This window comes from Actinoplanes lutulentus, from assembly GCF_003259845.1.
GTDB classification, from domain to species: Bacteria; Actinomycetota; Actinomycetes; order Mycobacteriales; family Micromonosporaceae; genus Actinoplanes; species Actinoplanes lutulentus.
The window spans coordinates 292,545-317,167 of sequence record NZ_QLMJ01000003.1 but is presented as its reverse complement, the minus strand read 5'-3'; the positions used below and the strand labels follow the sequence as shown (position 1 = coordinate 317,167).

Below are 24,623 nucleotides of genomic sequence, written 5' to 3'. Positions count from 1 at the left end.
GCCGTAGCTCAGTGAGGTCATCGGGCTGCGATGACATGGCTGGACTACGGCTCGCGTCGCGCGGCCGTAGCTCAGCCACCTTATGAGAGTCGGATGACGTATCTGGGCTACGGCTCGGCCCGGCGGGCGGCTTGGATCTTCAGGACTCGGTGGTGGAGGCGTTGCGCTGAGCCGGGATCAGGGCGGTCGGCTCGTCCTGGGTGGACGGTCCGGGCTTTGCCGGGGTGGCCGAGGCAGCCGGATCAGCGGTGATGCCGGATTTACTGGAATCCGGGACGGCCTTCGGGAGCAGCTGCGTCCGGTCCGACTCGGCTGCTGGGGCCGGGGGTGCGGGGGAGAGGGGTGCGGTCTTCTCCTCGGTCACCGCTGTGAAGAACACCGTGGTGTCCTCGCGAGGCGCGGTCACCGTCGGCTTGGTCGCGGCAGGGCCGGCGGCGGCAGGGCTGGCAGCGGCAGGGCCGGCGGCGGCGGGACTGGTCAGGCCGTTGATCGCGATGGTCTCGTCCGCGTTCGGCGTGGCGGCGGTGCGGTCGTTGCCCGGCATCGCGACGGTCCGGTCGTTGCTGGGGATCGCGACCGTGCGGTCGTTTGTCGGGAAGGCCACAGTCCGGTCGGCGCTCGGGATTGCCACGGTCCGGTCGGCGTTCGGGATCGCCACGGTCCGATCGGCACCCGGCATTGCCACGGTCCGGTCGCCGCCTGGCATCGCCACTGTGCGGTCGTTGCTGGGGATGGCGATCGTACGGTCGGCGCTCGGGGGGATGAGGGAGCCTGGTGTTCCGATCGGGGTGCCGGCTCGCAGGACCGTGGTCTCGGAGATGGACATGGGTTCGCCGACCACTGTGGCCTTGCCGCGGAAGCGGCCGATCTCACCGATGATCGGGAGGACCGGCGGCTCGTAACGGGCCCAGCGGCGGGCGCTCAACGCGGTGCCCAGCAGCGGGATCGCCAAGAGAGCGACCAGGCCGTAACCGGGTCGGCTCAGGTCGAAGCCCTCCTTGGAGACCTCCGGGGCCCACAGCGCGGCGTAATCGGCGGGTGAGGTCCACGCCCAGATCGTCACGCTCAGGTACGCCAAACCGGCCAGCACCGGGCCCGCCGGAGAAACCGGGGCGAACGTGAGGATCGTGTAGAGGATGCCGGCGAAGAGCACGAGCAGCAGCCCGCTGATCGACTCGGCGGCGAAGAAGTCGCGCCCTCGGGTGCTCAGGTCGTCGGTGAACCCGACAGCGGCCAGGACCCAGATGGACGGGGCCAGTACGAGGGCATAGAGGATCGACCTGAGGTGGCGCATGATCCGGCACGCTACCCCGGGCGGGCAACCGTCTGCGAATGCCGTCGTAACGTACCCGCATGGAAGAAGGACGCCCTACGGCGCGCTCGCGGGTCACGCTCAGCCGGATCATGAGCGCGGTCGACGTCAACCTGTACGGCACGGTGCACGGTGGTGTGCTGATGAAGTTCGTGGACGACGTGGCCGGTGCCAGCGCGGCACGGCACAGCGGCGGCACGGCCGTCACTGCGGCGATCGACGAGATCGTCTTCTTGGAGCCGGTGCGGGTGGGTGACCTTGTGCATGCGTACGCGCAGGTCAACTGGGCCGGGTCGAGTTCGATGGAGGTCGGCGTACGCCTGACCGCGGAACGCTGGGACGCCGAGGAGCCGACGCCGATCCCGGTGGCGACGGCCTATCTGGTCTTCGTCGGGATCGATGTGGCGGGCCGTCCGCGCAAGGTTCCGCCGGTGCTGCCCGGCGACCGCGAGGACCAGCGGCGTTTCCAGGAAGCGATGATCCGGCGCGACCACCGGCTGGCCCGCCGGACGGCCATCCAGAAGGCCCGCGCCGAGAGCGACAACGACGAATAGCGTGATCAAATCCCCAAAGGCGAAAGCCGTTCGGGGCGTTAATGTGAGCCGCATGACGGTGACGACGGACACAGTGTTGTGGGAGCCGCCGGCCGACATCCGGGAGACGTCCCGGATCGGCCGTTACCTGGCGTGGCTGGAGAGCGAGCGCGGTCTCGTCTTCGCCGATTACGCGGCTCTCTGGGAGTGGTCGGTCACCGACCTGACCGGGTTCTGGCAGTCGATCTGGGACTACTTCGACGTGGTGGCCCACGACCAGCCGGCGGCGGTGCTGGGTGACGCGACGATGCCGGGTGCGAGCTGGTTCCCCGGCGCGACGCTGAACTACGCGGAGAACGTGCTGCGGATCCCCGGCCGATCCGATGACGACGTCGTCGTTCACGCGTACTCACAAAGCCGTGAGCCGGTGGAACTGACCGCCCGGCAGCTGCGTGACCAGGTCTCCCGCGTCCGTGCCGGGCTGAAGGCCCGGGGTGTCGGCAAGGGTGACCGGGTCGCGGCCTATGCGCCGAACATCCCGGAGACCTACGTGCTGATGCTCGCGACCGCGAGTCTCGGCGCGATCTTCTCGTCGTGCGCGCCGGAGTTCGGGGCGCGCAGCGTGATCGACCGCTGGAGCCAGATCGAGCCGAAGGTCCTGGTCGCGACGGACGGGTATCGCTACGGCGACAAAGCGATCAGCAGAAAAGCCGAAATATCGGATATTGCGCAAGCGATCCCGTCGATCGAGCACGTCATCACCATCGGCTATCTCAACCCGGATGACGGCGACTGGGATCAGCTCGACGGCGACGACGAAATGGCCTTCGAACCCGTCGCCTTCGATCACCCGCTCTACGTGCTCTACAGCTCCGGCACCACCGGCCTCCCGAAACCGATCATTCACGGTCACGGCGGCATCCTGCTCGAACACCTCAAGACCCTCGCCCTGCACCACGACCTCGGCCCGGACGACCGCTTCTTCTGGTTCACCACGACCGGCTGGATGATGTGGAACTTCCTGGTCAGCGGCCCGGCGGTGGGCTCCTCGATCGTGATGTTCGACGGCAACCCGGGCTGGCCGGGCCTGGAGACGCTCTGGGACCTGGTGGACACTGCCGGGATCACGTACTTCGGGACCTCGGCGCCGTTCCTGATGGCCTGCCGCAAGGCGGGCCTGACGCCGCGCAAGCGGCTCAAGGGCGTCGGTTCGACCGGCGCGCCGCTGCCACCGGAGGGTTTCGCCTGGGTCTACGAGGCGGTCGGCAGCGAACTGCAGCTGCTCTCGCTCTCCGGCGGCACCGACGTGTGCACCGGGTTCGTCGGTGGCGCTCCGCTGCTGCCGGTCCGCGCCGGGGTGATCTCCGGGCGCATCCTCGGCGCCCGGGTGGAGGCTTACGACAGCGAGGGCAAACCGGTCATCGGCGAGCTGGGCGAGCTCGTGATCACCGCGCCGATGCCGAGCATGCCTGTCGGTTTCTGGGGCGACACGGACGGCTCGCGGTACCGGGAGGCGTACTTCGACGTCTTCCCGGGCGTCTGGCGGCACGGTGACTGGATCACCATCGCCGAGGACGGCACCTGCGTGATCACCGGCCGGTCGGACGCCACGCTGAACCGTGGCGGTGTGCGCCTGGGCACCGCCGAGTTCTACTCGGTGGTGGAGAGCCTGCCCGAGGTCGCCGACTCGCTGGTGGTGCACCTGGACACCCCCGGCGACCCGAACGGCGAGCTGCTGCTCTTCGTGGTCCTCACCGACGGCCTGGAACTGGACGACACCCTCCGCGGCCGGATCGCGCGAGAGCTCCGTGCCGCGCTTTCACCGCGCCACGTCCCGGACGCCGCCTACCAGGTACGCGCATTGCCGCACACTCTCTCCGGCAAGAAGCTGGAGGTGCCGGTGAAGCGGATCCTCACCGGCACTCCCGTGGAAAAAGCGGCGGCCAAGGGTGCCCTGGCCAACCCGGAGTCGCTGACCGAATTTTCCGACCTGGCAATCAGGCGAGCGAGACGCTGACCTTCTCACTGGTGATCCGGGACTCCAGCTTGGCGCGGTCCAGGTTGGCGCAGAGCACCACTGAGGCACCGGCCACCAGCGGCGCGAGCAGCCAGTCCGCGGCTTCCGGGTGCACCGCCGTGTCGACCAGCACCCGGTCGCCGGCGGCGATACCGAGCTCGGCGGCCCGCTCGGTGGCGGCCTCGATCACGTCGGAGTGGCTGAGTTCATAAGGGCCGGACAGGGCCAGGTCGGCCGGGTCGACGGGTGCGCCACCCCGGAAGTGGTCGCCGTAGTTGCGGACCTCGGTGACGTAATCGGCGTACCCCTCGGGCAGGGTGCGCAGCGGCATGGCGAGCGGCAGCAGGCCGGTGGCGTACCGGTCCAGGGCGGACCACGCGGTCGCCCGCACGACCAGGTCGGGCGTGGTGAAGACCGCCTCGACCGGCTGCGGTTCCTCGCCGAGGTCGGCGGCGAGGCCGGCCACCGAGGTGCCGAGGAGCAGCGCCGCGGTCTGCCAGTGCGGCGGGAGAACCAGGGCCACGATGTCGCCGTGGCCCAGTCCGACGCCGTCGACCAGCAGGTTCGCAGTCTTGGAGACCCAGTTGTCCAGGGTCGCGCCGGAGAGTTCGGTGCGATCTCCGGAGGCATCGTCGTACCAGGTCAGGAGCGGTGCGGTCGGATCACGCCGGACTGCGGCCGCGAATGCCTGGGGGATCGTGTTCGTCACCGTCCTCACGATAGATGGATCACTGTCCGTGATGACGGCGGAACGACCGTGATGTCGCGGTGTCGCGGACACTTCCTTGAAGCCATCCGGGCGTACCCTCGGTGATGACGTTGCTCTTGAGATCCAACGCAGCTTCGGTACGTCAGAGATGCCAAGGAGATGCCTCGTGACCCCCGGTCGCCCCCCGCGAGTGCTGGTCGACGCCACAAGTGTGCCCGCTGACAGAGGTGGTGTCGGCAGATACGTCGACGGATTGCTCGGAGCCCTCGGGCAGCTCGGCCCGGACCGTGTGGACCTCGCGGTGGTGGCCCAGCGGGCGGACGCGGAGCGTTACCGCCGCATGCTGCCGTCGGCGGAGGTGATCCCGGCCCCGGCCGCGATCGTGCACCGCCCGGCCCGCCTGGCCTGGGAGCAGACGGGTCTGCCGCTGCTGGCCCAGCAGGTCGGCGCCGAGGTGCTGCACTCGCCGTTCTACACGTGCCCGCTGCGTGCCGGTTGCCCGGTCACCGTCACGGTGCACGACGCGACGTTCTTCACCGAGCCGGAGCACTACGACAACACGAAGCGGACGTTCTTCCGGAGCGCCATCAAGACGTCGATGCGGCGCGCCGCCCGGGTGATCGTGCCGAGCAAGGCCACCCGTGACGAGCTGATCCGGCTGCTCGACGCCGACCCGACCCGGATCGACGTGGCGTACCACGGCGTCGACCAGGGCGCTTTCCACCGGCCGACCGAGGAGGAGAAGGCGCGGGTCCGCGCCCGCCTCGGCCTCGGCGACTCCGGTTACGTCGCGTTCCTCGGCGCCAAGGAGCCCCGCAAGAACGTGCCGAACCTGATCCGTGGCTGGGCTCGCGCGGTGGCCGACTGGCCGCACCCGCCGGCCCTGGTGATCGCGGGCGGTCAGGGTCACGACGACGACATCGACCGGGCCGTCGCGGAGATGCCTCCGCACCTGCGCCTGCTCCGGCCGGGCTACTTGCGGTACGCGGACCTGCCCGGCTTCCTCGGTGGCGCCCTGGTGGCCTGCTATCCGTCCTTCGGGGAGGGTTTCGGCCTGCCGATCCTGGAGGCGATGGCCTGTGGCGCCCCGGTGCTGACGACGCCGCGCCTCTCGCTGCCCGAGGTGGGTGGCGACGCGGTCGCCTACACCACCGAGGCGCCCGAGCGGATCGCTGAGGACCTGGCTGACCTGCTGCATGACGAGCAGCGCCGGCAGACCCTCGCGAAGGCAGGTTTCGACCGTGCGAAGGAGTTCACATGGGCCTCCAGCGCGGAGGTACATGTAACAACGTGGAATCGGGTCGTCGCATGATCATCTACTACACTCTCCGCACATGAACGACGAACAGTCTGTGCTATATGGCGTGGTTCTGGCCGGGGGCACCGGAACCCGTCTCTGGCCACTGTCCCGCGCCGGTCATCCCAAATTCCTTCACCCTCTGACCGGTACACCGGCCTCTTTGTTGCAGGCCACGGTGGACCGGCTGGACACCCTGACGTCACCCGAACGGATGTTTGTGGTGACCGGTGTCGCGCACGCCGCGGCGGTCTCCCGCCAGCTCGCCTCGGTCCCCGAGGAAAACGTTCTGGTCGAGCCGTCGCCGCGGGACTCGTGCGCGGCGATCGCCCTGGCCGCCGCGGTCATCGCCCGCCGCGACCCGGAAGCGATCATGGGCTCCTTCGCGTCCGATCACCTGATCGCGGACAAGGCGGAGTTCGCCTCGGTCATCCGCAAGGCGATGGCCGGCGCGCAGCAGGGTCTGCTGATGACCCTCGGCATCACCCCGACCCGCCCGGAAACCGGGTACGGATACCTCCAGTGCGGCGGCGAGTCCGTCGACGGCCCGGTCCTGGTGGTCGAGGAGTTCAAGGAGAAGCCGTCCTACGAGGTCGCCGAGAGCTACGTGAAGTCCGGCAACTACCTGTGGAACGCCGGCATGTTCGTCTGGCGTGTCGACGTGTTCCTCGCCGAGCTGGCCCGGCAGCAGCCGCAGCTGGCGTCCGGTGTCAGCCGGATCGCGCAGGCCTGGGACACGGCCGGCCGCGAGGAGGTCCTCGGCGAGGTCTGGCCGACCCTGCCGCGGATCTCGGTGGATTACGCGGTGATGGAAGGCGCGGCCACCGTCGGCCGGGTCGGCACCATCCCGGGCGACTTCGGCTGGAACGACGTCGGCGACTTCCACACCCTCGGTGAGGTGCTCACCGCTGACCCGGCGGGCAACGTGATAGTCGGCAGGGACGGCGACGTGGAGCGGCCGACAGTGCTGCTGCGCGACACCGAAAACCTCGTGGTGCTGCCGTCGTCGGGCCGGCTGGTGGCCGCCATGGGCGTCCGCGACCTGGTCATCGTCGACACCCCGGACGCGGTGCTGGTCTGCCCCCGTGAGCGGGCTCAGGAGGTCAAGCACCTGGTGGACGAGCTCAAGGAGCTCGGCCACCACGGTTACATCTAGCCGATCCGTTTCAACGCGGGCGCGATCTGGCGGACGGTTCCGGACGCCAGCGGGCTCGGCAGGTCGTCCGGCGTGAACCAGGCGAGATCAGCGGACTCCTCGCTGATCCGCTCGGTCGCGCCGGCCGGGCTGCGCACCAGGAACCGCACGTCGAAGTGGACCGACGGCTCGGCCGGCGCGCCGTCGGCCGCGCCGCAGCGGACCTCGTGGATGTCGATGTCGATCGGTTCCGGGTCGATGACCAGGCCGTCGATGCCGGACTCCTCGGTGGCCTCGCGCAGTGCGGCGGCGGCCAGGGTGGTGTCACCGGGCTCGCAGTGCCCGCCGAGCTGCATCCACATGCCGAGCCGTCCGTGCAGGCAGAGCAGCACCCGGCCGGCGTCGTCGACGACCAGCGCGCTGGCCGTGACGTGGCCGGCCCGGTGTGCCCGGGTCATCGCCTCCGGGCCGTCGGCGAGCAGGTCGAGGGTGCGTTTGCGGGCCAGCTCGGCGTCTTCCGAGGTGGCGGACCAGGCGCTGAGGACCTTGGCCGCGTCGTCGTAAAGGGCGCTCACTTGATCACCTCGATGGTGGCTCCGGCGTCGTCGAAGACCACGGTTGTCCTGTGTCCATCGGCCGCGAGCATTGTGCGTACCCGATGGGTCTCGGCGCCCAAGCGCAAGAAGTCCGCCGGAGAGGGACCGGCGGGGGTGAGGCGCAGAGCGCCGGTCCGCACGATGTCGAGCGCCCGCTGGGTCGTGGCCTCGTCATCGGCGTCCAGCAGGGCGGCGTCGCGGAGGCCCTGGGCGCGGGCCTCGGCGGTGCCCAGGCTGAACATGTCGCTCGCGGTGTCGCGGATCAGTTCTTTCGCGCCGCTGCCTTCGCCGGTGCCCGGATAACCGCGGATCACCGCCACCGGCACCTGGTCGGACTTGCCCTTGACCAGCTCGGCCGCGGCCGAGAGCTCGTCGATGACGGCCATCTGGGTGAGGACGAGCTCGTTGCCGTACGGATCGAGCTCGCCCCGGTGATCGCGGATCGCCTCGATGCCGGCGGCTCCGAGCGCCACGTCGGTGAGACCGTTGCGCCAGGCCCGGCCCATCGTGTCGGAGATGATCACCGCGACGTCTTTGTTCTGGGAAAGCAGCTTGTCGCGCAGGGATCGGGCCGAGGCGTCCGGATCGACGGGGAGCAGCACCAGATGGGTCTTGTCGACGTTCGACGCGTCGATGCCGGCCGCGGCCATCACGAAACCGTGGTGGGTCTGCACGATCGTGGTGGGACCGCGGCGGGCCACCACCCGGGCGGTCTCGCCGGCGAGCACCCGCTGCCGGGCCTCCTCGCGCTCCGGACCGTCGGCCGGCACCTCGACGAGGCGTCCCTCGGCCTTGGACACGATCTTGCTGGTCACCACGAGGATGTCGCCGTCGGCGAGCCAGGGCGCGGCCTTCGTGATCAGCTCGGCGAGGTCGTCGCCGGCGGTCACGTCGCCTATGCCCTGCACCGGGAGGATTTCGAGCTTCACTTCGCCAGCTCCAGTGCTTCCGCGACCATCCGGGCGGTCAGGGCTTCGTCCTTCATCCAGAGCGGCACCGCCTTGGTGCGCACGCCCGGGACCTCGGCGCCGGCGTCCGACGTGTCGACCAGCCAGCCGTCCAGCAGGCCGCCTTCGGCGCGTGGGCCGTACATCCGGCCGACACCGGCCGCGCTCACCTCGATATCGAGCGTGGCCAGGCACTTGTCGGCCATCCCGCGCACCGGCGAGCCACCGATGATGGGCGACACCCCGATCACCGGCGCCGGGCCGTTCGCCACGGCCTCTCGCAGAGCGGGTACGGCAAGAATCGGCGCGATGCTGACAATCGGATTGCTCGGGGCGACCAGCACGACGTCGGCCTGACCGATCGCCTCCAGGACACCCGCGCCCGGTTTCGCCACGTCGGCGCCGCGGAAGACGAAGTTGTGAGTCGGCACGTTGCCCCGGTGGCGTACCCACCACTCCTGGAAGTGGATCACCTTGCGCTCGCCGTCGACGTCCACGACGACGTGCGTCTCCAGGCGGTCGTCGGTGGCCGGGAGCAGCGTGATGCCGGGCTGCCAGCGCTCACAGAGAGCCGCGGTCACCGCGGACAGGGGGTACCCGGCGTTCAGCATCGTCGTGCGTACCAGGTGGGTGGCGGTGTCCTTGTCGCCGAGCCCGAACCAGGATGGCTCCACGCCGTACTTCGCCAGCTCCTCCTTGACGACCCAGGTCTCGCCGACCCGGCCCCAGCCACGGTCCGGGTCGGCAGCGCCGCCCAGCGTGTACATGACGCTGTCCAGGTCGGGACAGATCTGAAGGCCGTGCATGCGTACGTCGTCGCCGACATTGACCACGGCGGTGACGTCGGCGCCGATGGCGCGGGCGTGCTCACGCACGCCGAGGAGGAACCGGGCGCCGCCGATACCCCCGGTAAGGACCACGATCCGCATTCCTACATCCTCCCGCACCCGCGTCGGCGCGACGGGTTGTGGGTGCCGGTTTACGCTGGCCCTCCGTCAGATACGCACCGGGAGTGACCGTGACCACATCACCGCCGCCTTCACCGCCGCCGCAGGCCGGGGAGAAGCCGATCGGGCAGTTCCTGCGGCCGTTGCGCGACTGGGCCGTGTACGCGCTGGCCGGGGTCCCGGCCGTCATCCTGTTCGTGGCCGTCCTCGACATGTTCGGCGAGGACTTCCTGAACCGTACCCAGTACAGCTTCGGCAGTTTTGTGAACCTCGCGACGATCTTCTTCCCGATCGCCGCCGTGGTGCTCTCCCTCGCCGTGAAGCCGGTGCACCCGCAGGCCCGGACCATCACGCTGGTCGCCCTGGTGGAGTACGGGGTGGCGGCCTTCTTCGGGCTCGTCTTCGGCGTGCTGTTCGGGGTCAGCAACATCGCGTCGACCTCGCCGGGTTCGGCGCTGCTGGAGCTGCTGGAGCGGGTCGCCTGGCTGGCGCTGTTCGGGCTGGCGGCGTACGCGGTCTGGCAGATCTGGCGCGGGGTGTTCACGGTGCCGAGGCCGCAGGGTGTTTACGGGCAGCCGCAGGGTTTCGGTGGGCCGCAGGGATTCAACGGGCCGCAGGGATTCAATGGGCCGCCGCAGGGTTTCGGCGGGCCTCAAGGTTTTGGTGGGCAGCCGCCTTTCGGTGCGCCTCAGCAGCCGTGGGGTCAGCCGCAGCAGGGTCAGCCGGCGCCGCCGCAGGGATTCGGCCCGCCGCAGGGTCCGCCGCCCGGGTGGAACCAGCCGCAGGTTTATGGGCAGCCTCCGGTCCCGGCCGCGCCGGTCTCCGCCGTGCCCGCGCCCGCTCCTGCCCCCGCTTCTTTCTCGGATCCCACCCAGGTCGTTCCCACCACCGAGAACCAGCCCGGTGGGGTGCCCTCCGACCGGCCCGGTTTCGGCCCGGCCGACCAGGACCCGCCGCGTCAGTGAGCACCCGGCCCCGGGGCATCTCGTCCCGGGGCCACCGTGTTCCACGACACTGCCTGGCCCGCTGACCATGGGGGCGACAGAAACGATTCCGGCCTAGGCTGCTTTGCGTGGTAGAGGTCAACGTGGAACCGGTACCGGCGAGCATCCAGCGAGCCCTGCGCCGCGCCGCGGGTGGCGAGACGATCGATGTGGACGACGCGATCGCGCTGCTCGGGGCCGACGGCGAACAATTCGACGAGTTGCTGGCCATCGCGGGCGGTGTGCGCGATGCCGGTCTGCGGGAGGCCGGCCGGCCCGGCGTGGTCACGTACTCTCGCAAGGTTTTCATCCCGCTCACCCGGCTCTGCCAGGATCGATGTCATTACTGCACGTTCGCGACCGTGCCGCATCGACTGCCGTCGGCGTACCTGGAGCTCGACGAGGTTCTGGAGATCGCCCGGCAGGGCGCCGCGCAGGGCTGCAAGGAAGCGCTCTTCACCCTCGGTGACCGTCCCGAGGCGCGCTGGCCGGCCGCCCGGCAGTGGCTCGACGAGCGTGGATACGAGTCGACCCTCGATTACGTCCGTGCCTGCGCGGTCGCCGTCCTCACCGAGACCGGTCTGCTGCCGCACCTCAACCCCGGCGTGATGACCTTCGACGAGCTCCAGTGGCTGAAGCCGGTCTCACCGAGCATGGGGATGATGCTGGAGACCACGGCCACCCGGCTCTGGTCGGAGAAGGGCGGACCGCACTACGGCTCGCCCGACAAGGAGCCGGCGGTCCGGCTGCGGGTCCTGGACGACGCCGGCCGCGCCGGTGTCCCGTTCACCACCGGCATCCTGATCGGCATCGGGGAGAACATCGCCGAGCGAGCCGACTCACTCTTCGCGATCCGGCGGACGGCCCAGGAGTACGGGCACATCCAAGAGGTCATCATCCAGAACTTCCGCGCGAAGCCGGACACGGCGATGCGTGGCATGCCCGACGCCGAGCTGCGGGAGCTGGCCGCCACGGTGGCCGTGGCCCGGATCCTGATGGGTCCGCGAGCCCGGATCCAGGCGCCGCCGAACCTGATCGACCAGGAGTTCCCGCTGCTGCTGCGCGCCGGGATCGACGACTGGGGTGGCGTCTCGCCGGTGACGCCGGACCACGTGAACCCCGAGCGCCCGTGGCCCCAGATCGACAACCTGCGCGAGTTGTCCGCCCGATCGGGGTTCGAACTGCGAGAACGGCTCACGATCTACCCGGAGTACGTCCGCCGCGCCGATGAGGGCTGGCTTGATCCTCACCTGTCCGCGCACGTCACCGCGCTGTCCGGTCCGGACGGACTGGCGCTGGAGATCAGCCCCGACCCCCGGCCCTGGCGTGCGCTTTTGCCGGTCTCGGGACAGGCCACTGTCTACGGCGACCACTGACCACTTGATCCATTCGGCGGACCCGCTCCGGGGGACCCCCTGCCACTAAGTTACAAAACGGGTTAAATTGGACGTGACCGCCCGAGCCCGCGTTACCTTCCGGTGGCTCCGGGAGATAGGGCAGGAACGGGGGCCGCGAAGCGTCCTCGACGCTTGCAGGAACGGGCCTATTTATCAGGTTCGGCTTGACGACGCACGTCTTACACGCGTGTAATTTTGGTGGGGTTGTGGGGACGATGTGCTCATTTCGCATCGAACCCACAGAAACACGCCGCGTGCGTGGGGGGTCAGCGTCGGCTTCACAGCCGACGCGGAAAATGGAGGCACGCCGATGGAAACGCAGGTTGAAGGGTTCGACCTGCTCGGGGACGCCCCCGAGTGGCAGGAGCGAGCACTGTGTTCGCAGACCGACCCGGAAGCCTTCTTTCCGGAGAAGGGCGGCTCGACGCGCGAGGCCAAGCGCATCTGTGGCCGCTGCGACGTGAAAGCCGATTGTCTGGAGTACGCACTCGGCCACGACGAACGCTTCGGGATCTGGGGTGGACTGTCCGAACGTGAACGTCGGAAGTTGAAGCGGCGGGTGGCCTGAGGCCACTCCAGCCGGTTCGTCTCAAGCCAGTTCGTCCGGGTCGACGCCGAGCAGGTTGGCAACCTGCTCGATGATCACATCGTGGACGAGGTCGGCGAGGTCTTCCCGATCCATCGCCCGGAATTCCAGCGGGCGGCGGTACAGCACGATCCGCGGCGGCAACTCGTGCCGGCCGGGGCGGCCGGGCAGCAGCCGGGCCAGGGGCACCTCGCCGTCCTCGAGCACGTCCGAGTCGTAGACGTTGAGCTCCGGGGGCACGTCCTCGACTGCGAACTCGACGCCGGCCAGCTCTTTCGCGTACCGCCGCTCGAGGCTCTCGACCGTGTCCAGCACCAGGTCGTCGAAGATCTCCGCCTTGGTGCGGGCCAACGGCACGGTGGCAGGGACCAGGCGGCCGCGCAGGCCTCGTCCGTGCCGGTCGCGCCGGGCCGGATGACCCGGGCCGGTGCTGCGCGTCGCCTTCGGATCCGTCCGGCGGCGTTCAGGGCTGGTGGTCACGCGGCCAGCGTATCCCCACGCGGGCGACATACGTGGTCAGGCTGTTCTCATCGTGTGTCTCACCTGTTAATTCGCCCCAACGGGGCGGCGTGTCCTGCCGCCATGGCCGAATCGTGATGCGTTGTGGGTCGGCGTGTCGCGAGGGCAACGCTCCCCGGATCGGCCGATGGAGAGATAACGTGCCGCCGTGAGGTCACCAAGGCGCTGCTCCAGGAACGGCTGTCCCCGACAGGCGGTCGCCACCCTGACCTACGTATACAACGATTCCACGGCCGTGGTCGGTCCACTCGCGGCGTTCGCCGAACCGCACACGTACGACCTGTGCGAGCCGCACGCCCGCAGCCTCACCGCCCCGCGCGGCTGGGAACTGGTCCGGCACGACGGCGACTTCGCGCCGCCGCCCCCGACCACCGACGACCTGGTCGCCCTCGCTGACGCCGTCCGTGAGGCCGCCCGTCCGGTGCACCCGCGCCCTGACGAGTCCGAGCACGCTCCGGGGCACCAGACCGGCCGTCGGGGCCACCTGCGCGTGATCCCGCCCTCGCACTAGCCCTGAGGGGCGTTTTACAGGGCTACCAGCGTGAAGTGCCGGCGGAGCCAGGGCAGCAGCGTCTTGTACGCCTCGATCGTGTCCGGCTGCGCGTTGTCGTGCGACAGGATCACCGAGCCCTTCCGGGTGCGCTTCTGCACGATCTTGACGATCTTCTTGCGGTGGTCGGCGTGTGACTCGCCCTTCGGCTGGTCCCAGTCGCGCGGGTCGACCTGCCAGTACAGCGGCGCCATGCCGAGCTTGCCGGAGACCTTCACCAGGTTCGGCGTGAAGTTGCCGCCGGGCGCCCGCATGAAGCTGATCTTCGCGTTCGGCACGGCCGCGCGGATCGCGGCGTTGGTGCGCTCCAAGTCAGCCTTGATCTTCTTGGGCGGCTTCTTGCCGAGCTTCAGGTCGTGGTTCCACGAGTGGTTGCAGAGCGAGTGGCCGGCCTTGACGATCTCGCGGATCAGCTCCGGGTGTTTCTTGGCGTTCGTGCCGACGACGCAGAACGTCGCCTTCACCCGCTCCTTGGCGAGCATCTCCAGCAGCTGCGGCGTGTACGTCGGGTCCGGCCCGTCGTCGAACGTCAGCGCGACGCCCTCGGTGCCGGTGGTGGTGATGCTGCGTGCCGGCCCGTTGATGCGCGGGCGGCCGTGATGCTTGCCACCGGTCGTGCTCTCGGTGCGATCGCTGCTCTTGGCCGGGTTCGGCTTCGCCGCGGCGGGCTTGCTCGCGGGTGCCGCCTCAGGGCTTGTGGCGGCGGGGTCTGTCTCGGCCTCAGGATCAGCCGCGACCTCAGGGCTTGTCGCCGCCTCCGAGTACGGAGCGGTCGGTGTAGCAGGCGTCGAGGTCACCGGAACCGGTGACGACGTCGTCTGGGCCGCTGCGGCCTGTCCGAGAAGAGCTGTCATGATCAGCAAAGTGCTGAGCGTGACGGCCTTTCTGGTGTGCGACAGCCGCATCGAGTGTTCCTCCCCAGGTTCGTCGGCGACTGACGACGATGCCTCAGGAGTGCGTCCGGCCGCCAGTCCCGTACGCATGCTTCGTTCGAAAACGGTAATGCGCTCAGGTATGTCGGCGTATCATCGCGCACCGGCGCAAGCTGCTGCGCATGGCAGTAAATGTCCGAAAGGGGCCGAGTCGCCTCAGCCCCTTTCTTTGTGAACAAAATTACGCTGCCAGCTCGGCCAGCTCCTGTTCGGTGAGCAGGCGCGAGCGGATCAGGAACCGGACGCCCTCCGGCGCTTCCAGCGAGAAGCCGGCGCCACGACCGGGTACCACGTCCACCGTCAGATGCGTGTGCTTCCAGAGTGCGAACTGCGAGCTCGACATCCAGAACGTGATCGGCTCCGGTACCCCCTCGATCACCAGAGACTCCAGCAGCACATCGGACTGGCCGGTGCGGAATTCACCCTCCAGGTAACACATCGGCGAGCTGCCGTCGCAGCAGCCGCCGGACTGGTGGAACATCAGCGGACCGTGCTGCTCCCGCAGCTGTCGCATCATGCCGGCAGCCGCGGGAGTGACATCAACTCTGGTGGCCATGGCCTAGAAGAAGCCCATCGCCTTGGGGGAGTAACTGACCAGCAGGTTCTTCGTCTGCTGGTAGTGGTCGAGCATCATCTTGTGGTTCTCCCGGCCGATGCCGGACTGCTTGTAGCCACCGAACGCGGCGTGTGCCGGGTACAGGTGGTAGCAGTTCGTCCACACCCGGCCGGCCTTGATCGCCCGCCCGGCCCGGTACGCCTGATTCCCGTCCCGCGTCCACACGCCGGCGCCGAGACCGTACAGAGTGTCGTTTGCGATCTTGATGGCGTCGTCGAAGTCGGCGAACGGTGTGACCGACACGACCGGGCCGAAGATCTCCTCCTGGAAGATCCGCATCCCGTTCCGGCCCTCGAAGATCGTCGGCTGGACGTAGTAACCGCCGGCCAGGTCGCCGGACAGCTCCGCGCGAGCGCCGCCGGCCAGGACGCGAGCGCCCTCCTGCCGGCCGGTGTCCAGGTACGACAGGATCTTCTCCAGCTGGTCGTTGGAGGCCTGCGCGCCGACCTGGGTGTCGGTGTCCAGCGGGTTGCCCTGCTTCAGGTTCTCCACCCGCTTCACGCCGGCCGCGAGGAAGTCGGAGTAGTGGCCCTGCTGGATCAGCGCGCGCGACGGGCAGGTGCAGACCTCGCCCTGGTTGAGCGCGAACATCGCGAAGCCTTCGAGCGACTTGTCCAGGAAGTCGTCGTCGGCCCGGCTGACGTCGTCGAAGAAGATGTTCGGGCTCTTGCCACCGAGCTCCAGCGTGACCGGGATCAGGTTCTCCGAGGCGTACTGCATGATCAGGCGGCCGGTGGTGGTCTCGCCGGTGAACGCGACCTTGGCGACCCGGTTCGAGCTGGCCAGGGGCTTGCCGGCCTCCACACCGAAGCCGTTGACGATGTTCACCACGCCGGCCGGGATCAAGTCGCCGATCAGCGAGAACAGATAGTGGATCGAGGCCGGCGTCTGCTCGGCCGGCTTGAGCACCACCGCGTTGCCGGCGGCCAGGGCGGGCGCCAGCTTCCAGACGGCCATCAGGATCGGGAAGTTCCACGGGATGATCTGGGCGACCACGCCGAGCGGCTCGTGGAAGTGGTACGCCACGGTGTCCTCGTCGATCTCGCCCGCGGTGCCCTCCTGCGCCCGGATCACCCCGGCGAAGTAGCGGAAGTGGTCGATGGCGAGGGGGATGTCGGCGGCGAGGGTCTCGCGTACCGCCTTGCCGTTCTCCCAGGCCTCGGCGACCGCGATCTTCTCGAGGTTCTGTTCCATCCGGTCGGCGATCTTGTTGAGGATGTTGGCACGCTCGGTCGGCGAGGTGCGGCCCCACGCGTCGGCCGCGCCATGTGCGGCGTCCAGCGCCTTCTCCACGTCCTCGGCGGTGCCCCGGGCGACCTCGCAGAAGGTGCGGCCGTTCACCGGTGAGGGGTTCTCGAAGTATTGGCCCTTGGCCGGCGGGACGTATTCGCCACCGATGTAGTGGTCGTAGCGCGACTGGTAGCTGACGATCGAGCCGTCGGAACCGGGCGGGGTGTAGATGGTCATAGTCTCGCCTCCTCTTCGAGGCGGACGCTAGTTACGGCGACGTTGCGCGAACGTTGCAGATCTCGTATTCGTCGGACAGCTGGGCGACCCGGCGGGCCGCGATCGGGTCGGCCGGGGCCAGGAGGGCGTACGCCTCCCACATCTCCAGGTCCTCGGCGCCGAGCGGGCCACCCAGCCAGGTCTGCAGCAGCCTCCGGTCGCCGGTGGCGAGCACAGCGGCCCGCAGCCGGTCGTCCAGGCGCCGGCGCAGCCTGGCCACCCCCGGCGCGTCCGACGCCGGGAGCAACACCCCTGGGTACGCGGAAAGGGCCTCCGCCGCCCGCCCGGCATCCAGCAGCCGGCTCACGGTCACGAAGTCCACGTCCATCTCGGCGCGGAGCCGGTAGGGCCGGGAGTCGAGCAGCTCCGGACCGAGGATGCGGCGCAGCCGGGACAGCTCGGCACGGATCGTCACCGGGTTCACGTCGTCGCCGTACAGATCGATGCCGAGCTGGTCGCCGGTGCGACCCTCCGGATGCAGGGTGAGCAGCACCAGCAGCTCGGAATGCCGCCGGCCCAGCCGCAACCGCTTCCCACCCACCGCGATCATCGCCTCGTCCCGGCCGAGTGCCGCGACCGCCGGGCGGTCGCTCACCGGCTTCGCCGCGCCCAGGTACGCCTCAGCGGCCAGCGCCGTGGCCCGGACCAGCGCCAGACTGTGCGGGTTCGCCAGATGGTCTCCACCGGTCACGTCGATGGCGCCGAGCAGCCGCCCGCTGACCGGATCGTGGATCGGCGCTGCGGCGCAGGTCCACCGCTGCACCGGGCGGCTGTAGTGCTCGGTCGCGAAGATCTGGATGGCGTGGTCGACGGCGAGCGCGGTCCCCGGGGCGTTGGTGCCGGCGTGCGCCTCGTCCCAGCGCGCGCCGGGCACGAAGTTCATCGACGCCGCGCCGCGCAGCGTGGCCGGCCGTCCCTCCACCCACAGCAGTCGCCCGGTCGCGTCACAGACCGCCAGAATGTGCTCGCCGTCCTCGGCCAGCCCGCCCAGCAGGTCCCGGAAGATCGGCATGACCTGCGCGAGCGGATGCCCCGACCGGTACGCCTCGAGGTCGTCGTCGGAGAGATCGATCGGAGCGGTGTTGTCAGCCCCGATCGACGCGGCCGACCTCGCCCAGGAGTCAGCGACAACCGAGCGCATCCGGCCCGGCCGGTCCGGCTGCTCCGGCCGGCGATCACCGGCCAGAAACCGTTCATGGGCACGGCCGACCTGGCGGATCCGCTCGGCCGGGTCATCTCCAGGAGTGAGGGCAAGCCACGGGTTCACCTGGGGCACCTCCAGATCCCCATCGTGACCCCCGTCACGCCAGGAGACAACAGCACAGAGCACTCAGCTTCCACCCAGGTAATTCGAGAGTCCGGGGCCGGCGCGCCACCCACTCGACGGCCCACTGTTCAGCCGGCCCGCCGAGACGAGTTCGCCCACGGGGTTCGCCGGTCCGCTGGTCCGCCGGGTTGCCGGTTTGCCGGGTCCGCCGGGTTCGCCGGGTTGGCGGGTTCGTGGGTTGGTGGGCTCGCGGGTTTGCCGGTTGGCAGGGGCTGCCGAGCGAGTTTCGCGCACCCGAGCCGTAGCTGAGGCCTGGAATAGCGGTCTGTGAACGTGCCTCAGCTACGGCTCGGCCCTGTCCGCCGTAGCTGAGCCACGGAATGCCGGGTCGATAGCGTGGCCGAGCTACGGCTCAGGCTCGTGCGTGCGCCCCAGCCCAGTTCAGAGGGCTGGACCCAAGGGGTATCCAGTGCTGGCGGTGACGGGGCGTAGTCGAAGGCAATGATCGACAGCGTGAATTCGCGCGTTAGTGGAGTTTTGCGGGGCATATAGCGCCCACGCGACTCCAAGATCGGCGCCCGAGCCTCGGTCACATCCTGCTCGGCGACCACGAAGAGTCACGAAGAGTGCTGAGCGCCGACCTGAAGCTCGAAACCGGCGATGAGCGGGCACACGGTGGCGACTCGTCTTGGCGGGACGGGGGCACACGGTGGTCTCTGGCTCCGTGAAGACGGGGGCACACGGTGGGGCGGTGGCTGCGCTCGGGCGGGTGGGGGTGATCCAGGCGGTTCTATGCTTCGGCAGTGGAGTTCTGGCCGCGTACCGAAGAGGAAGCTCTCGCCGCTCAGGAGGTCTTGCGCTCCCGGGTGGTCTCCGCCCCCGGGCCTGCGTCTCCGGTGACCGTCGCCGGGCTGGACGTGGCCTACGACGGTGACCGGCTCGGTGCGGCGGTCGTGGTGCTCGATTACGCGGATCTCTCGGTGCGCGACACCGCTCTGGTGATCGGGCGGCCGGCGTTTCCTTATGTTCCGGGGCTGTTCGCGTTCCGGGAGGTGCCGTCGCTGCTGGACGCGCTGGAGAAACTGACAGTGCGGCCCGATGTGCTGATCTGTGACGGGCACGGGCTGGCGCATCCACGGCGGTTCGGGCTGGCGGCGCATCTCGGGGTGCTGACGGATCTTCCGGCGTTCGGGGTGGGCAAGACCCGGCTGGTCGGGGAGTTCGCACCGGTGGGTGCGGAGCGTGGTGACCGGTCGCCGCTGGTGGACGCGGGGGAGACGGTCGGTGCGGTGCTGCGGACCCGGAGCGGGGTGAAGCCGGTCTTCGTCTCGGCGGGGCACCGGATTGATCTTGATAACGCGTGTGCGATCACCCTGCGGCTGACGCCGAAGTTCCGGTTGCCGGAAACCACCCGGGTAGCTGACCGTGCCTGTCGTGATCTTCTGAGTTAACTGGGCGGCATCGCGGTTGAAGCTTTTCGGTACTGATCGCTCCGATACCCTCAGCCCAAAGGGGACTCATGGAGGAGCGAGTGGTGACCGATCTGTCGCAGATCATCAAGGCGTACGACGTCCGGGGCATCGTTCCGGACCAGCTCAACGAACCGGTGGCCCGGGCGCTGGGCACCGCGTTCGTCGAGATGTTGCGCGAGTCCGGCAGCGAGCCGGACCAGATCGTGATCGCTCACGACATGCGCGACTCCGGCCCGGGCCTGGCCGCCGCCTTCGCGCGGGGTGTCAACGCGGCCGGTGCCGGGGTGATCAATATCGGTCTCGCCTCGACCGACCAGCTCTACTACGCATCGGGCTCGCTGAACCTTCCCGGTGCCATGTTCACCGCCAGCCACAACCCAGCTCAGTACAACGGGATCAAGCTCTGCCGGTCCGGCGCCCGCCCGGTCGGCCAGGACAGCGGTCTCGCGGTGGTGCGCCAGCGCGCTCAGAAACTGCTCGGCGACCTGAACGCGGACGCCGAGGGCCCGGAGCGGGTCGAGCAGCGTGAGTCGCTCAAGGATTACGCCGCCCACCTGCGCTCGCTGGTCGACCTGGCCGGTATCCGGCAGCTCAAGGTGATCGTGGACGCCGGCAACGGGATGGGCGGTTACACGGTTCCGGCGGTGCTCGGCGACCAGGTGCTGCCGGCGCTGCCGCTGGAGATCGTCCCGCTCTTCTTCGAGCTGGACGGCTCGTTCCCCAACCACGAGGCGAACCCACTGGACCCGAAGAACCTGGTCGACCTGCAGAAAGCCGTACGCGAGCAGGGCGCCGACATCGGGCTGGCGTTCGACGGCGACGCCGACCGTTGTTTCGTGGTCGACGAAAAGGGCGACCCGGTCTCCCCGTCGGCGATCACGGCGCTTGTCGCCTCCCGTGAGCTGGCGAAGTTCCCGGGCAGCACGATCATCCACAATCTGATCACCTCGGCCGCGGTTCCGGAGATCATCACGGAGAACGGCGGCAAGCCGGTGCGCAGCCGGGTCGGCCACTCGTTCATCAAAGCCGAGATGGCCGCGACCAACGCGATCTTCGGCGGCGAGCACTCGGCGCACTACTACTTCCGTGACTTCTGGTTCGCCGACACCGGCATGCTGGCCGCGATGCACGTGCTTGCCGCGTTCGGCGGGCAGGACCTGCCGCTGAGCGAGTTCGCCGCGGAGTACGAGCGGTACGCCGCCTCCGGTGAGATCAACTCCACGGTGACCGACACGCCCGCCAAGATCGCCGAGGTGCGTGCCGCGTTCCCGCAGGCCGAGGTGGACGAGCTCGACGGTCTGACCTTCCAGGTCGGCGACGGTGCCTGGTTCAACCTGCGCGCCTCGAACACCGAGCCGCTGCTCCGCTTGAACGTGGAGGCGCACGACGCGGCGCGGATGGCCGAACTGCGAGACGAGGTGCTCGCCATCGTTCGTGGATAGGATCGCCTCGACACTCGACGTTTGCACAAAGGAGTAGAGCGGTGGCGCTCGATCAGCAGTTGCTGGAGATTCTGGCCTGCCCGGACACGCATCATTCGCCGCTCGCATACGACGAGGACGCTCAGACGCTGACCTGCACCGACCAGGGCTGCGGTCTGATCTTCGAGGTGCGGGACGACATCCCGATCCTCCTGCTGGACGAAGCGCGCAAGTCTGCGAGCAACAACGGAACCACGACGGAGGCGTCCTGATGGTGAACCCGATGGACGGCTCCGCCGGGGTTAACGGGCACCGCGTCGCCGACGAGTCCCTGCTCGACGACGAGAAGACGATGCTGGGCAACGACCCGGGTGGCATGCTCCGCGCCACCGCGTCGGCCGGCGCCCAGGTCCGTGAGTCGGCGGCGCTCGCCGGCGAGGTCGACCTGAGCATGCTCGCCGAGGAGGGCCGGCCACGGGCCGTCGTGGTGGCCGGCATCGGCACCGCGGGCCTCACCGGCAACATCCTGGCGACCGTGGCCGGGCCACGCTGCCCGGTGCCGATCATCGGTCACCGCAGCGCCGGCGTGCCCGGCTGGGTCGGCGCCGCCGACGTGGTGATCGCGGTCTCCGCGTCCGGTCGCAGCCCGGAGGCGCTCGCCGCCGCCGAGGCCGCGTCCCGCCGCGGCGCCCGGCTGGTCGCGATCGGCAACCCCGGCTCGGAGCTGGAGGCGATGGCCGAGCGGGCCCGCGCGCCGTTCATCGGCGTGCCGCGCCGTGCTCCGGCCCGCGCCACGCTCTGGGGCCTGATCCTTCCGGTGCTGTTCGCCGGCCGGGCCCTGGGCCTGGTCAAGGTCACCGAGGCGGACATCGCCGAGACCGCGACCCGGCTCGACGCGGACGCGGAGCGCTGCCGTCCGGCCGCCGACGCGTTCGTGAACCCGGCAAAGGCGCTCGCGCTCGGCCTGGCCGGCTCGGTGCCGATCGTCTGGGGCTCCTCGCCGCTGGCCACGGTCGCGGCCCGGCGCTTCGGCGACACGCTCGCCGCCAACGCGCGTTACCCGGTCATGGCCGGCGCGCTCGGTGAGGCCGGTCGTGGTCGCGTGGGCCTGCTCGACGGCGTCTTCGGCGGTCTCGCCGAGGGCACCCGGGACATCTTCGCCGACCCGGAAGAGGTCGACGAGAACGTCACCCGGCTGCGTCTCGTGCTGCTTCGCGACGGCGGGCTGAACCCGGAGGACGACGCCGACGAGCCGGTCGCCGTCGAGGAACGCCGGGCCGACGCCATCCAGACGATCGCCGACCGGCGTGGTGTGCGCTGCGACGTGCTGACCGCCGAGGGCGGCTCGGCGCTGGAGCGGCTCGCGTCCCTGGTGGCGGTCCCCGACTTCGCATCGCTCTACCTCGCGCTGGCGCACGGCCTCGACCCGATGGCCGTCCCGGCGATCAGCGAGATGAAGGAGCTCGCGAACCCGCTTCCGGACGGGATCGCGTGAGCGCCGAAGGCGGCACCAAAGCGATCATCGCGGCGCTCAGTGCGAACCTGGGCATCGCGGTCACCAAGTTCGGTGCGTACCTGCTCACCAGCTCGTCGTCGATGCTGGCGGAGTCGATCCACTCGGTGGCCGACTCCGGCAACCAGCTGCTGCTGCTGATCGGCGGCAAGCGGGCGAAACGCGCGGCCACCCCGGAGCACCCCTTCGGGTACGGGCGGGAGCGCTACATCTACGCGTTCATCGTCTCGATCGTGCTGTTCAGCCTGGGTGGGTTGTTCGCGCTCTACGAGGCGTACCACAAGTGGCAGGACCCGCACGGGATCACCGAATACAAGTGGGTGCCGATTGCCGTGCTGGTGGTCGCGATCGGCCTGGAGGGTTACTCGTTCCGTACCGCGATCAAGGAGTCGAACCAGACCCGCGGCACGACCTCCTGGGTTGATTACGTACGCCGGGCGAAGGCGCCCGAGCTGCCGGTGGTGCTCCTGGAGGACTTCGGCGCGTTGATCGGCCTGGTCCTGGCGTTGTTCGGCGTCGGGCTGACGCTGATCACCGACGACGGCCGGTGGGACGCGGCCGGCACCGCCGCGATCGGCCTGCTGCTGGTCGGCATCGCCGGGATCCTGGCGGTCGAGACCAAGAGCCTGCTCCTCGGCGAAGGAGCCAACCCCGAGACGGTACGCAAGATCGAGCAGGCGATCCTGAACGGCGGCGGCGTCGACCGGATCATCCACATGAAGACGCTGCACCTCGGTCCTGAGGAGCTGCTGGTCGCCGTGAAGATCGCCGTACCGAAGTCGGAGAGCGCCGCGGACGTGGCGCAGCACATCGACGAGACCGAGGTACGGATTCGCGAGGCGGTTCCGATCGCCCGCGTGATCTACATCGAGCCGGACATCGACCGGGCGGGCAAAGAGCAGGCAGCACCCCCCGCGGCCGTCTGATAACTGCTACTTTGCCGGGTATGACCGTGTACCCGCTTCACGGAGCGATCCGGACTTACGCCTGGGGCTCCCGGACCGCGATCGCCGAGCTGCAGGGCCGCCCAGCATCCGAGGGACCGGAGGCGGAGCTGTGGCTCGGCGCGCACCCGGGTGACCCGTCGACAGTGCCCGGGCCGGACGGTCCGCTCGCACTGAACGCACTCATCTCCGGCGACCCGGCCGGCCAGCTCGGCGCGCCGATCGTCGAGCGGTTCGGCGACCGGTTGCCGTACCTCATGAAGGTTCTGGCCGCGGCCGGCCCGCTCTCCCTGCAGGCCCATCCCGACGCCGATTACGCGAAGGCTGCCTTCGCCCGCCAGGAGCAGGACCCGGCCGCGCCGAAGAACTACACGGACGGCCACCACAAGCCCGAGATGCTGGTGGCGCTCACGCCGTTCGAGGCGCTCTGCGGGTTCCGGTCGCCGCAGGTATCCGCCGAGGTGCTCAGTGAGCTGAACCTGCCGCAACTGGCGCCGGTCGTCACCGCCCTGCACGACGGCGACCTCGAAACCGCCGTACGCACGCTGCTGAGCTGGCCCGAGTCCGAGCGCGACGACCTGATCAAGCAGGTCTCGTCGGCCGCCCAGCAGGTGCCGGAGGACCACGGGCACACCCCGTCGTTCGTCCTCGCCGTCGACCTGGCCGCCAACTATCCCGGCGATCCGGGCGTACTGGTCGCGCTGCTGCTCAACCTGGTCTGGCTCCAGCCCGGCCAGGCGATCTGGATGCCCGCCGGCAACCTCCACGCGTACCTGGGTGGCCTGGGCGTCGAACTGATGGCCTCCAGCGACAACGTGCTGCGCGGCGGCCTCACCCCGAAACGCGTCGACGTCGACGAACTGCTGCGGGTTCTGCGCTTCGAAGTCCTGGACGACCCGCTGCTGCACCCCACCGAACTCGCGCCCGGCGTCACATCGTGGAAGGTCCCGGTGCCGGACTTCGAGCTCTACCGCGTCACGCTCACCGAGGACCGCCCGCCGGCGCAGCTGCCGGGCAGCGGCCCGCGGGTCATTCTGGGCGCGTCCGGCGACATCCACGTGGGCGAGGGGCACGGCACACCGGTCGAGGTGCGTCCCGGCGAGGCCGCTTACGCCCCGGCCAGCGCCGGGCCGCTCACCGCGGCCGGCGTAGGCGTCCTCTTCGTCGCCTCGGTTCCTGCTTAATTCTTGGGTACGCCCAATCGCGCACAGCCCGCAGCCGTGAACCCCAATCGTGGGGGTTCACGGCTGCTCCGTTCCCGGCGAGGCCTTCTCCGCCCAACACAGCACCCAGCCCGAAGGAGGGCCCACCACGCCGCCCGTGTCGAGTTCAGGTGCGTATTGAGCCTGCACTCGACACGCTGGCGGGGCTGGGTGGGGCGAGCCGTAGCTCAGATAGGTCATCAAGCCTCATGACCTATCTGA

The 24,623-nt window shown here is 69.5% G+C and carries 23 protein-coding genes and 1 pseudogene; 14 read left to right on the top strand and 10 right to left on the bottom strand.

The window, feature by feature from the left end; genetic code table 11:
• Nucleotides 1-139 precede the first annotated feature (139 nt).
• Nucleotides 140-1,294, bottom strand: coding sequence for a hypothetical protein (locus B0I29_RS08430; RefSeq protein ID WP_111648324.1), 1,155 nt, complete (start codon nt 1,292-1,294; stop codon nt 140-142).
• Nucleotides 1,295-1,353: 59 nt separating this feature from the next.
• On the opposite strand from B0I29_RS08430, the gene B0I29_RS08425 reads away from it, so the two are divergent.
• Together B0I29_RS08425 and B0I29_RS08420 are read left to right on the top strand one after the other, a co-directional pair.
• Nucleotides 1,354-1,866, top strand: coding sequence for an acyl-CoA thioesterase (locus B0I29_RS08425; RefSeq protein WP_111648323.1), 513 nt, complete (start codon nt 1,354-1,356; stop codon nt 1,864-1,866).
• A gap of 52 nt (nt 1,867-1,918) precedes the next feature.
• Nucleotides 1,919-3,862 (top strand): acetoacetate--CoA ligase, encoded by a 1,944-nt coding sequence (locus B0I29_RS08420; protein ID WP_111648322.1) that lies wholly within the window; start codon nt 1,919-1,921, stop codon nt 3,860-3,862.
• Here the strand turns inward: B0I29_RS08420 and B0I29_RS08415 are convergent.
• Nucleotides 3,843-4,571: a TIGR03089 family protein gene (locus B0I29_RS08415; RefSeq protein ID WP_111648321.1), complete on the bottom strand. Its 729-nt coding sequence runs from the start codon at nt 4,569-4,571 to the stop codon at nt 3,843-3,845. The genes B0I29_RS08420 and B0I29_RS08415 overlap by 20 nt on opposite strands.
• Before the next feature lie 166 nt (nt 4,572-4,737).
• Here B0I29_RS08415 and B0I29_RS08410 point away from each other — a divergent pair, with 166 nt between their 5' ends.
• A complete protein-coding gene (locus B0I29_RS08410; RefSeq protein ID WP_111648320.1) occupies nt 4,738-5,883 on the top strand; it encodes a glycosyltransferase family 4 protein in 1,146 nt (381 codons plus the stop codon).
• A gap of 22 nt (nt 5,884-5,905) precedes the next feature.
• Complete coding sequence (locus B0I29_RS08405) at nt 5,906-7,024, top strand: mannose-1-phosphate guanylyltransferase (protein ID WP_221402516.1); 1,119 nt, start codon at nt 5,906-5,908, stop codon at nt 7,022-7,024.
• Here B0I29_RS08405 and B0I29_RS08400 read toward each other — a convergent pair.
• From B0I29_RS08400 to cofD, 3 genes are read right to left on the bottom strand one after another with little or no spacing between them, the layout of a single operon-like run.
• Nucleotides 7,021-7,578 carry an NUDIX hydrolase gene (locus B0I29_RS08400; protein WP_111648319.1) on the bottom strand — a complete coding sequence of 186 codons (558 nt, stop codon included), beginning with the start codon at nt 7,576-7,578 and terminating at the stop codon, nt 7,021-7,023. The genes B0I29_RS08405 and B0I29_RS08400 overlap by 4 nt on opposite strands.
• Entirely contained in the window at nt 7,575-8,528 is a 954-nt protein-coding gene (locus B0I29_RS08395) for a coenzyme F420-0:L-glutamate ligase (protein WP_111648318.1), read from the bottom strand. The genes B0I29_RS08400 and B0I29_RS08395 overlap by 4 nt, the downstream gene beginning before the upstream one ends.
• Nucleotides 8,525-9,475 carry a 2-phospho-L-lactate transferase gene (gene cofD / locus B0I29_RS08390; protein ID WP_111648317.1) on the bottom strand — a complete coding sequence of 317 codons (951 nt, stop codon included), beginning with the start codon at nt 9,473-9,475 and terminating at the stop codon, nt 8,525-8,527. The genes B0I29_RS08395 and cofD overlap by 4 nt, the downstream gene beginning before the upstream one ends.
• 89 nt (nt 9,476-9,564) lie before the next feature.
• Between cofD and B0I29_RS08385 the strand changes: the two genes are divergently transcribed.
• The 3 genes and pseudogenes from B0I29_RS08385 (at nt 9,565) to B0I29_RS08375 (ending at nt 12,441) form a co-directional block, all read left to right on the top strand.
• The gene (locus tag B0I29_RS08385; RefSeq protein ID WP_146616745.1) at nt 9,565-10,458 is read left to right on the top strand and encodes a hypothetical protein; all 894 of its coding nucleotides are present in this window, start codon (nt 9,565-9,567) and stop codon (nt 10,456-10,458) included.
• A 107-nt stretch (nt 10,459-10,565) separates the two neighbouring features.
• Nucleotides 10,566-11,804: pseudogene (gene cofG / locus B0I29_RS08380) on the top strand (7,8-didemethyl-8-hydroxy-5-deazariboflavin synthase CofG); the annotation flags it as partial.
• Between the two features lie 379 nt (nt 11,805-12,183).
• On the top strand, nt 12,184-12,441 hold the full coding sequence (locus tag B0I29_RS08375; protein WP_111648315.1) for a WhiB family transcriptional regulator: 258 nt from the start codon (nt 12,184-12,186) through the stop codon (nt 12,439-12,441).
• Nucleotides 12,442-12,462: 21 nt separating this feature from the next.
• Here B0I29_RS08375 and B0I29_RS08370 read toward each other — a convergent pair whose 3' ends face one another.
• A complete protein-coding gene (locus tag B0I29_RS08370) occupies nt 12,463-12,969 on the bottom strand; it encodes a metallopeptidase family protein (protein WP_111648314.1) in 507 nt (168 codons plus the stop codon).
• Between the two features lie 157 nt (nt 12,970-13,126).
• Here B0I29_RS08370 and B0I29_RS08365 point away from each other — a divergent pair, with 157 nt between their 5' ends.
• On the top strand, nt 13,127-13,489 hold the full coding sequence (locus B0I29_RS08365) for a DUF3499 domain-containing protein (protein WP_111648313.1): 363 nt from the start codon (nt 13,127-13,129) through the stop codon (nt 13,487-13,489).
• A gap of 14 nt (nt 13,490-13,503) precedes the next feature.
• On the opposite strand, the gene B0I29_RS08360 is transcribed toward B0I29_RS08365, so the two are convergent.
• The 4 genes from B0I29_RS08360 to B0I29_RS08345 all read right to left on the bottom strand — a co-directional run bounded on the left by B0I29_RS08360 (nt 13,504) and on the right by B0I29_RS08345 (nt 17,849).
• Nucleotides 13,504-14,382 (bottom strand): polysaccharide deacetylase family protein, encoded by an 879-nt coding sequence (locus B0I29_RS08360; RefSeq protein ID WP_245972343.1) that lies wholly within the window; start codon nt 14,380-14,382, stop codon nt 13,504-13,506.
• Nucleotides 14,383-14,641: 259 nt separating this feature from the next.
• A complete protein-coding gene (locus B0I29_RS08355) occupies nt 14,642-15,016 on the bottom strand; it encodes a DUF779 domain-containing protein (RefSeq protein WP_111648311.1) in 375 nt (124 codons plus the stop codon).
• Nucleotides 15,017-15,019: 3 nt separating this feature from the next.
• On the bottom strand, nt 15,020-16,543 hold the full coding sequence (gene exaC, locus B0I29_RS08350; protein ID WP_111648310.1) for an acetaldehyde dehydrogenase ExaC: 1,524 nt from the start codon (nt 16,541-16,543) through the stop codon (nt 15,020-15,022).
• Between the two features lie 31 nt (nt 16,544-16,574).
• Nucleotides 16,575-17,849 (bottom strand): GAF domain-containing protein, encoded by a 1,275-nt coding sequence (locus tag B0I29_RS08345; protein WP_111648309.1) that lies wholly within the window; start codon nt 17,847-17,849, stop codon nt 16,575-16,577.
• A gap of 803 nt (nt 17,850-18,652) precedes the next feature.
• Here B0I29_RS08345 and nfi point away from each other — a divergent pair.
• From nfi to manA, 6 genes are all read left to right on the top strand, one after another.
• Nucleotides 18,653-19,300 (top strand): deoxyribonuclease V, encoded by a 648-nt coding sequence (gene nfi / locus B0I29_RS08340; RefSeq protein ID WP_111648308.1) that lies wholly within the window; start codon nt 18,653-18,655, stop codon nt 19,298-19,300.
• An 83-nt stretch (nt 19,301-19,383) separates the two neighbouring features.
• Nucleotides 19,384-20,763, top strand: coding sequence for a phosphomannomutase/phosphoglucomutase (locus B0I29_RS08335; RefSeq protein ID WP_111648669.1), 1,380 nt, complete (start codon nt 19,384-19,386; stop codon nt 20,761-20,763).
• A 41-nt stretch (nt 20,764-20,804) separates the two neighbouring features.
• A complete protein-coding gene (locus B0I29_RS08330; protein WP_111648307.1) occupies nt 20,805-21,014 on the top strand; it encodes a Trm112 family protein in 210 nt (69 codons plus the stop codon).
• Nucleotides 21,014-22,237, top strand: a complete 1,224-nt coding sequence (locus tag B0I29_RS08325; protein ID WP_245972341.1) for an SIS domain-containing protein — start codon at nt 21,014-21,016, stop codon at nt 22,235-22,237. Before B0I29_RS08330 ends, B0I29_RS08325 begins: the two co-directional genes overlap by 1 nt.
• Entirely contained in the window at nt 22,234-23,181 is a 948-nt protein-coding gene (locus tag B0I29_RS08320; RefSeq protein WP_111648306.1) for a cation diffusion facilitator family transporter, read from the top strand. Before B0I29_RS08325 ends, B0I29_RS08320 begins: the two co-directional genes overlap by 4 nt.
• 20 nt (nt 23,182-23,201) lie before the next feature.
• On the top strand, nt 23,202-24,383 hold the full coding sequence (gene manA, locus B0I29_RS08315; RefSeq protein ID WP_221402518.1) for a mannose-6-phosphate isomerase, class I: 1,182 nt from the start codon (nt 23,202-23,204) through the stop codon (nt 24,381-24,383).
• The last annotated feature ends 240 nt before the right edge of the window (nt 24,384-24,623 follow it).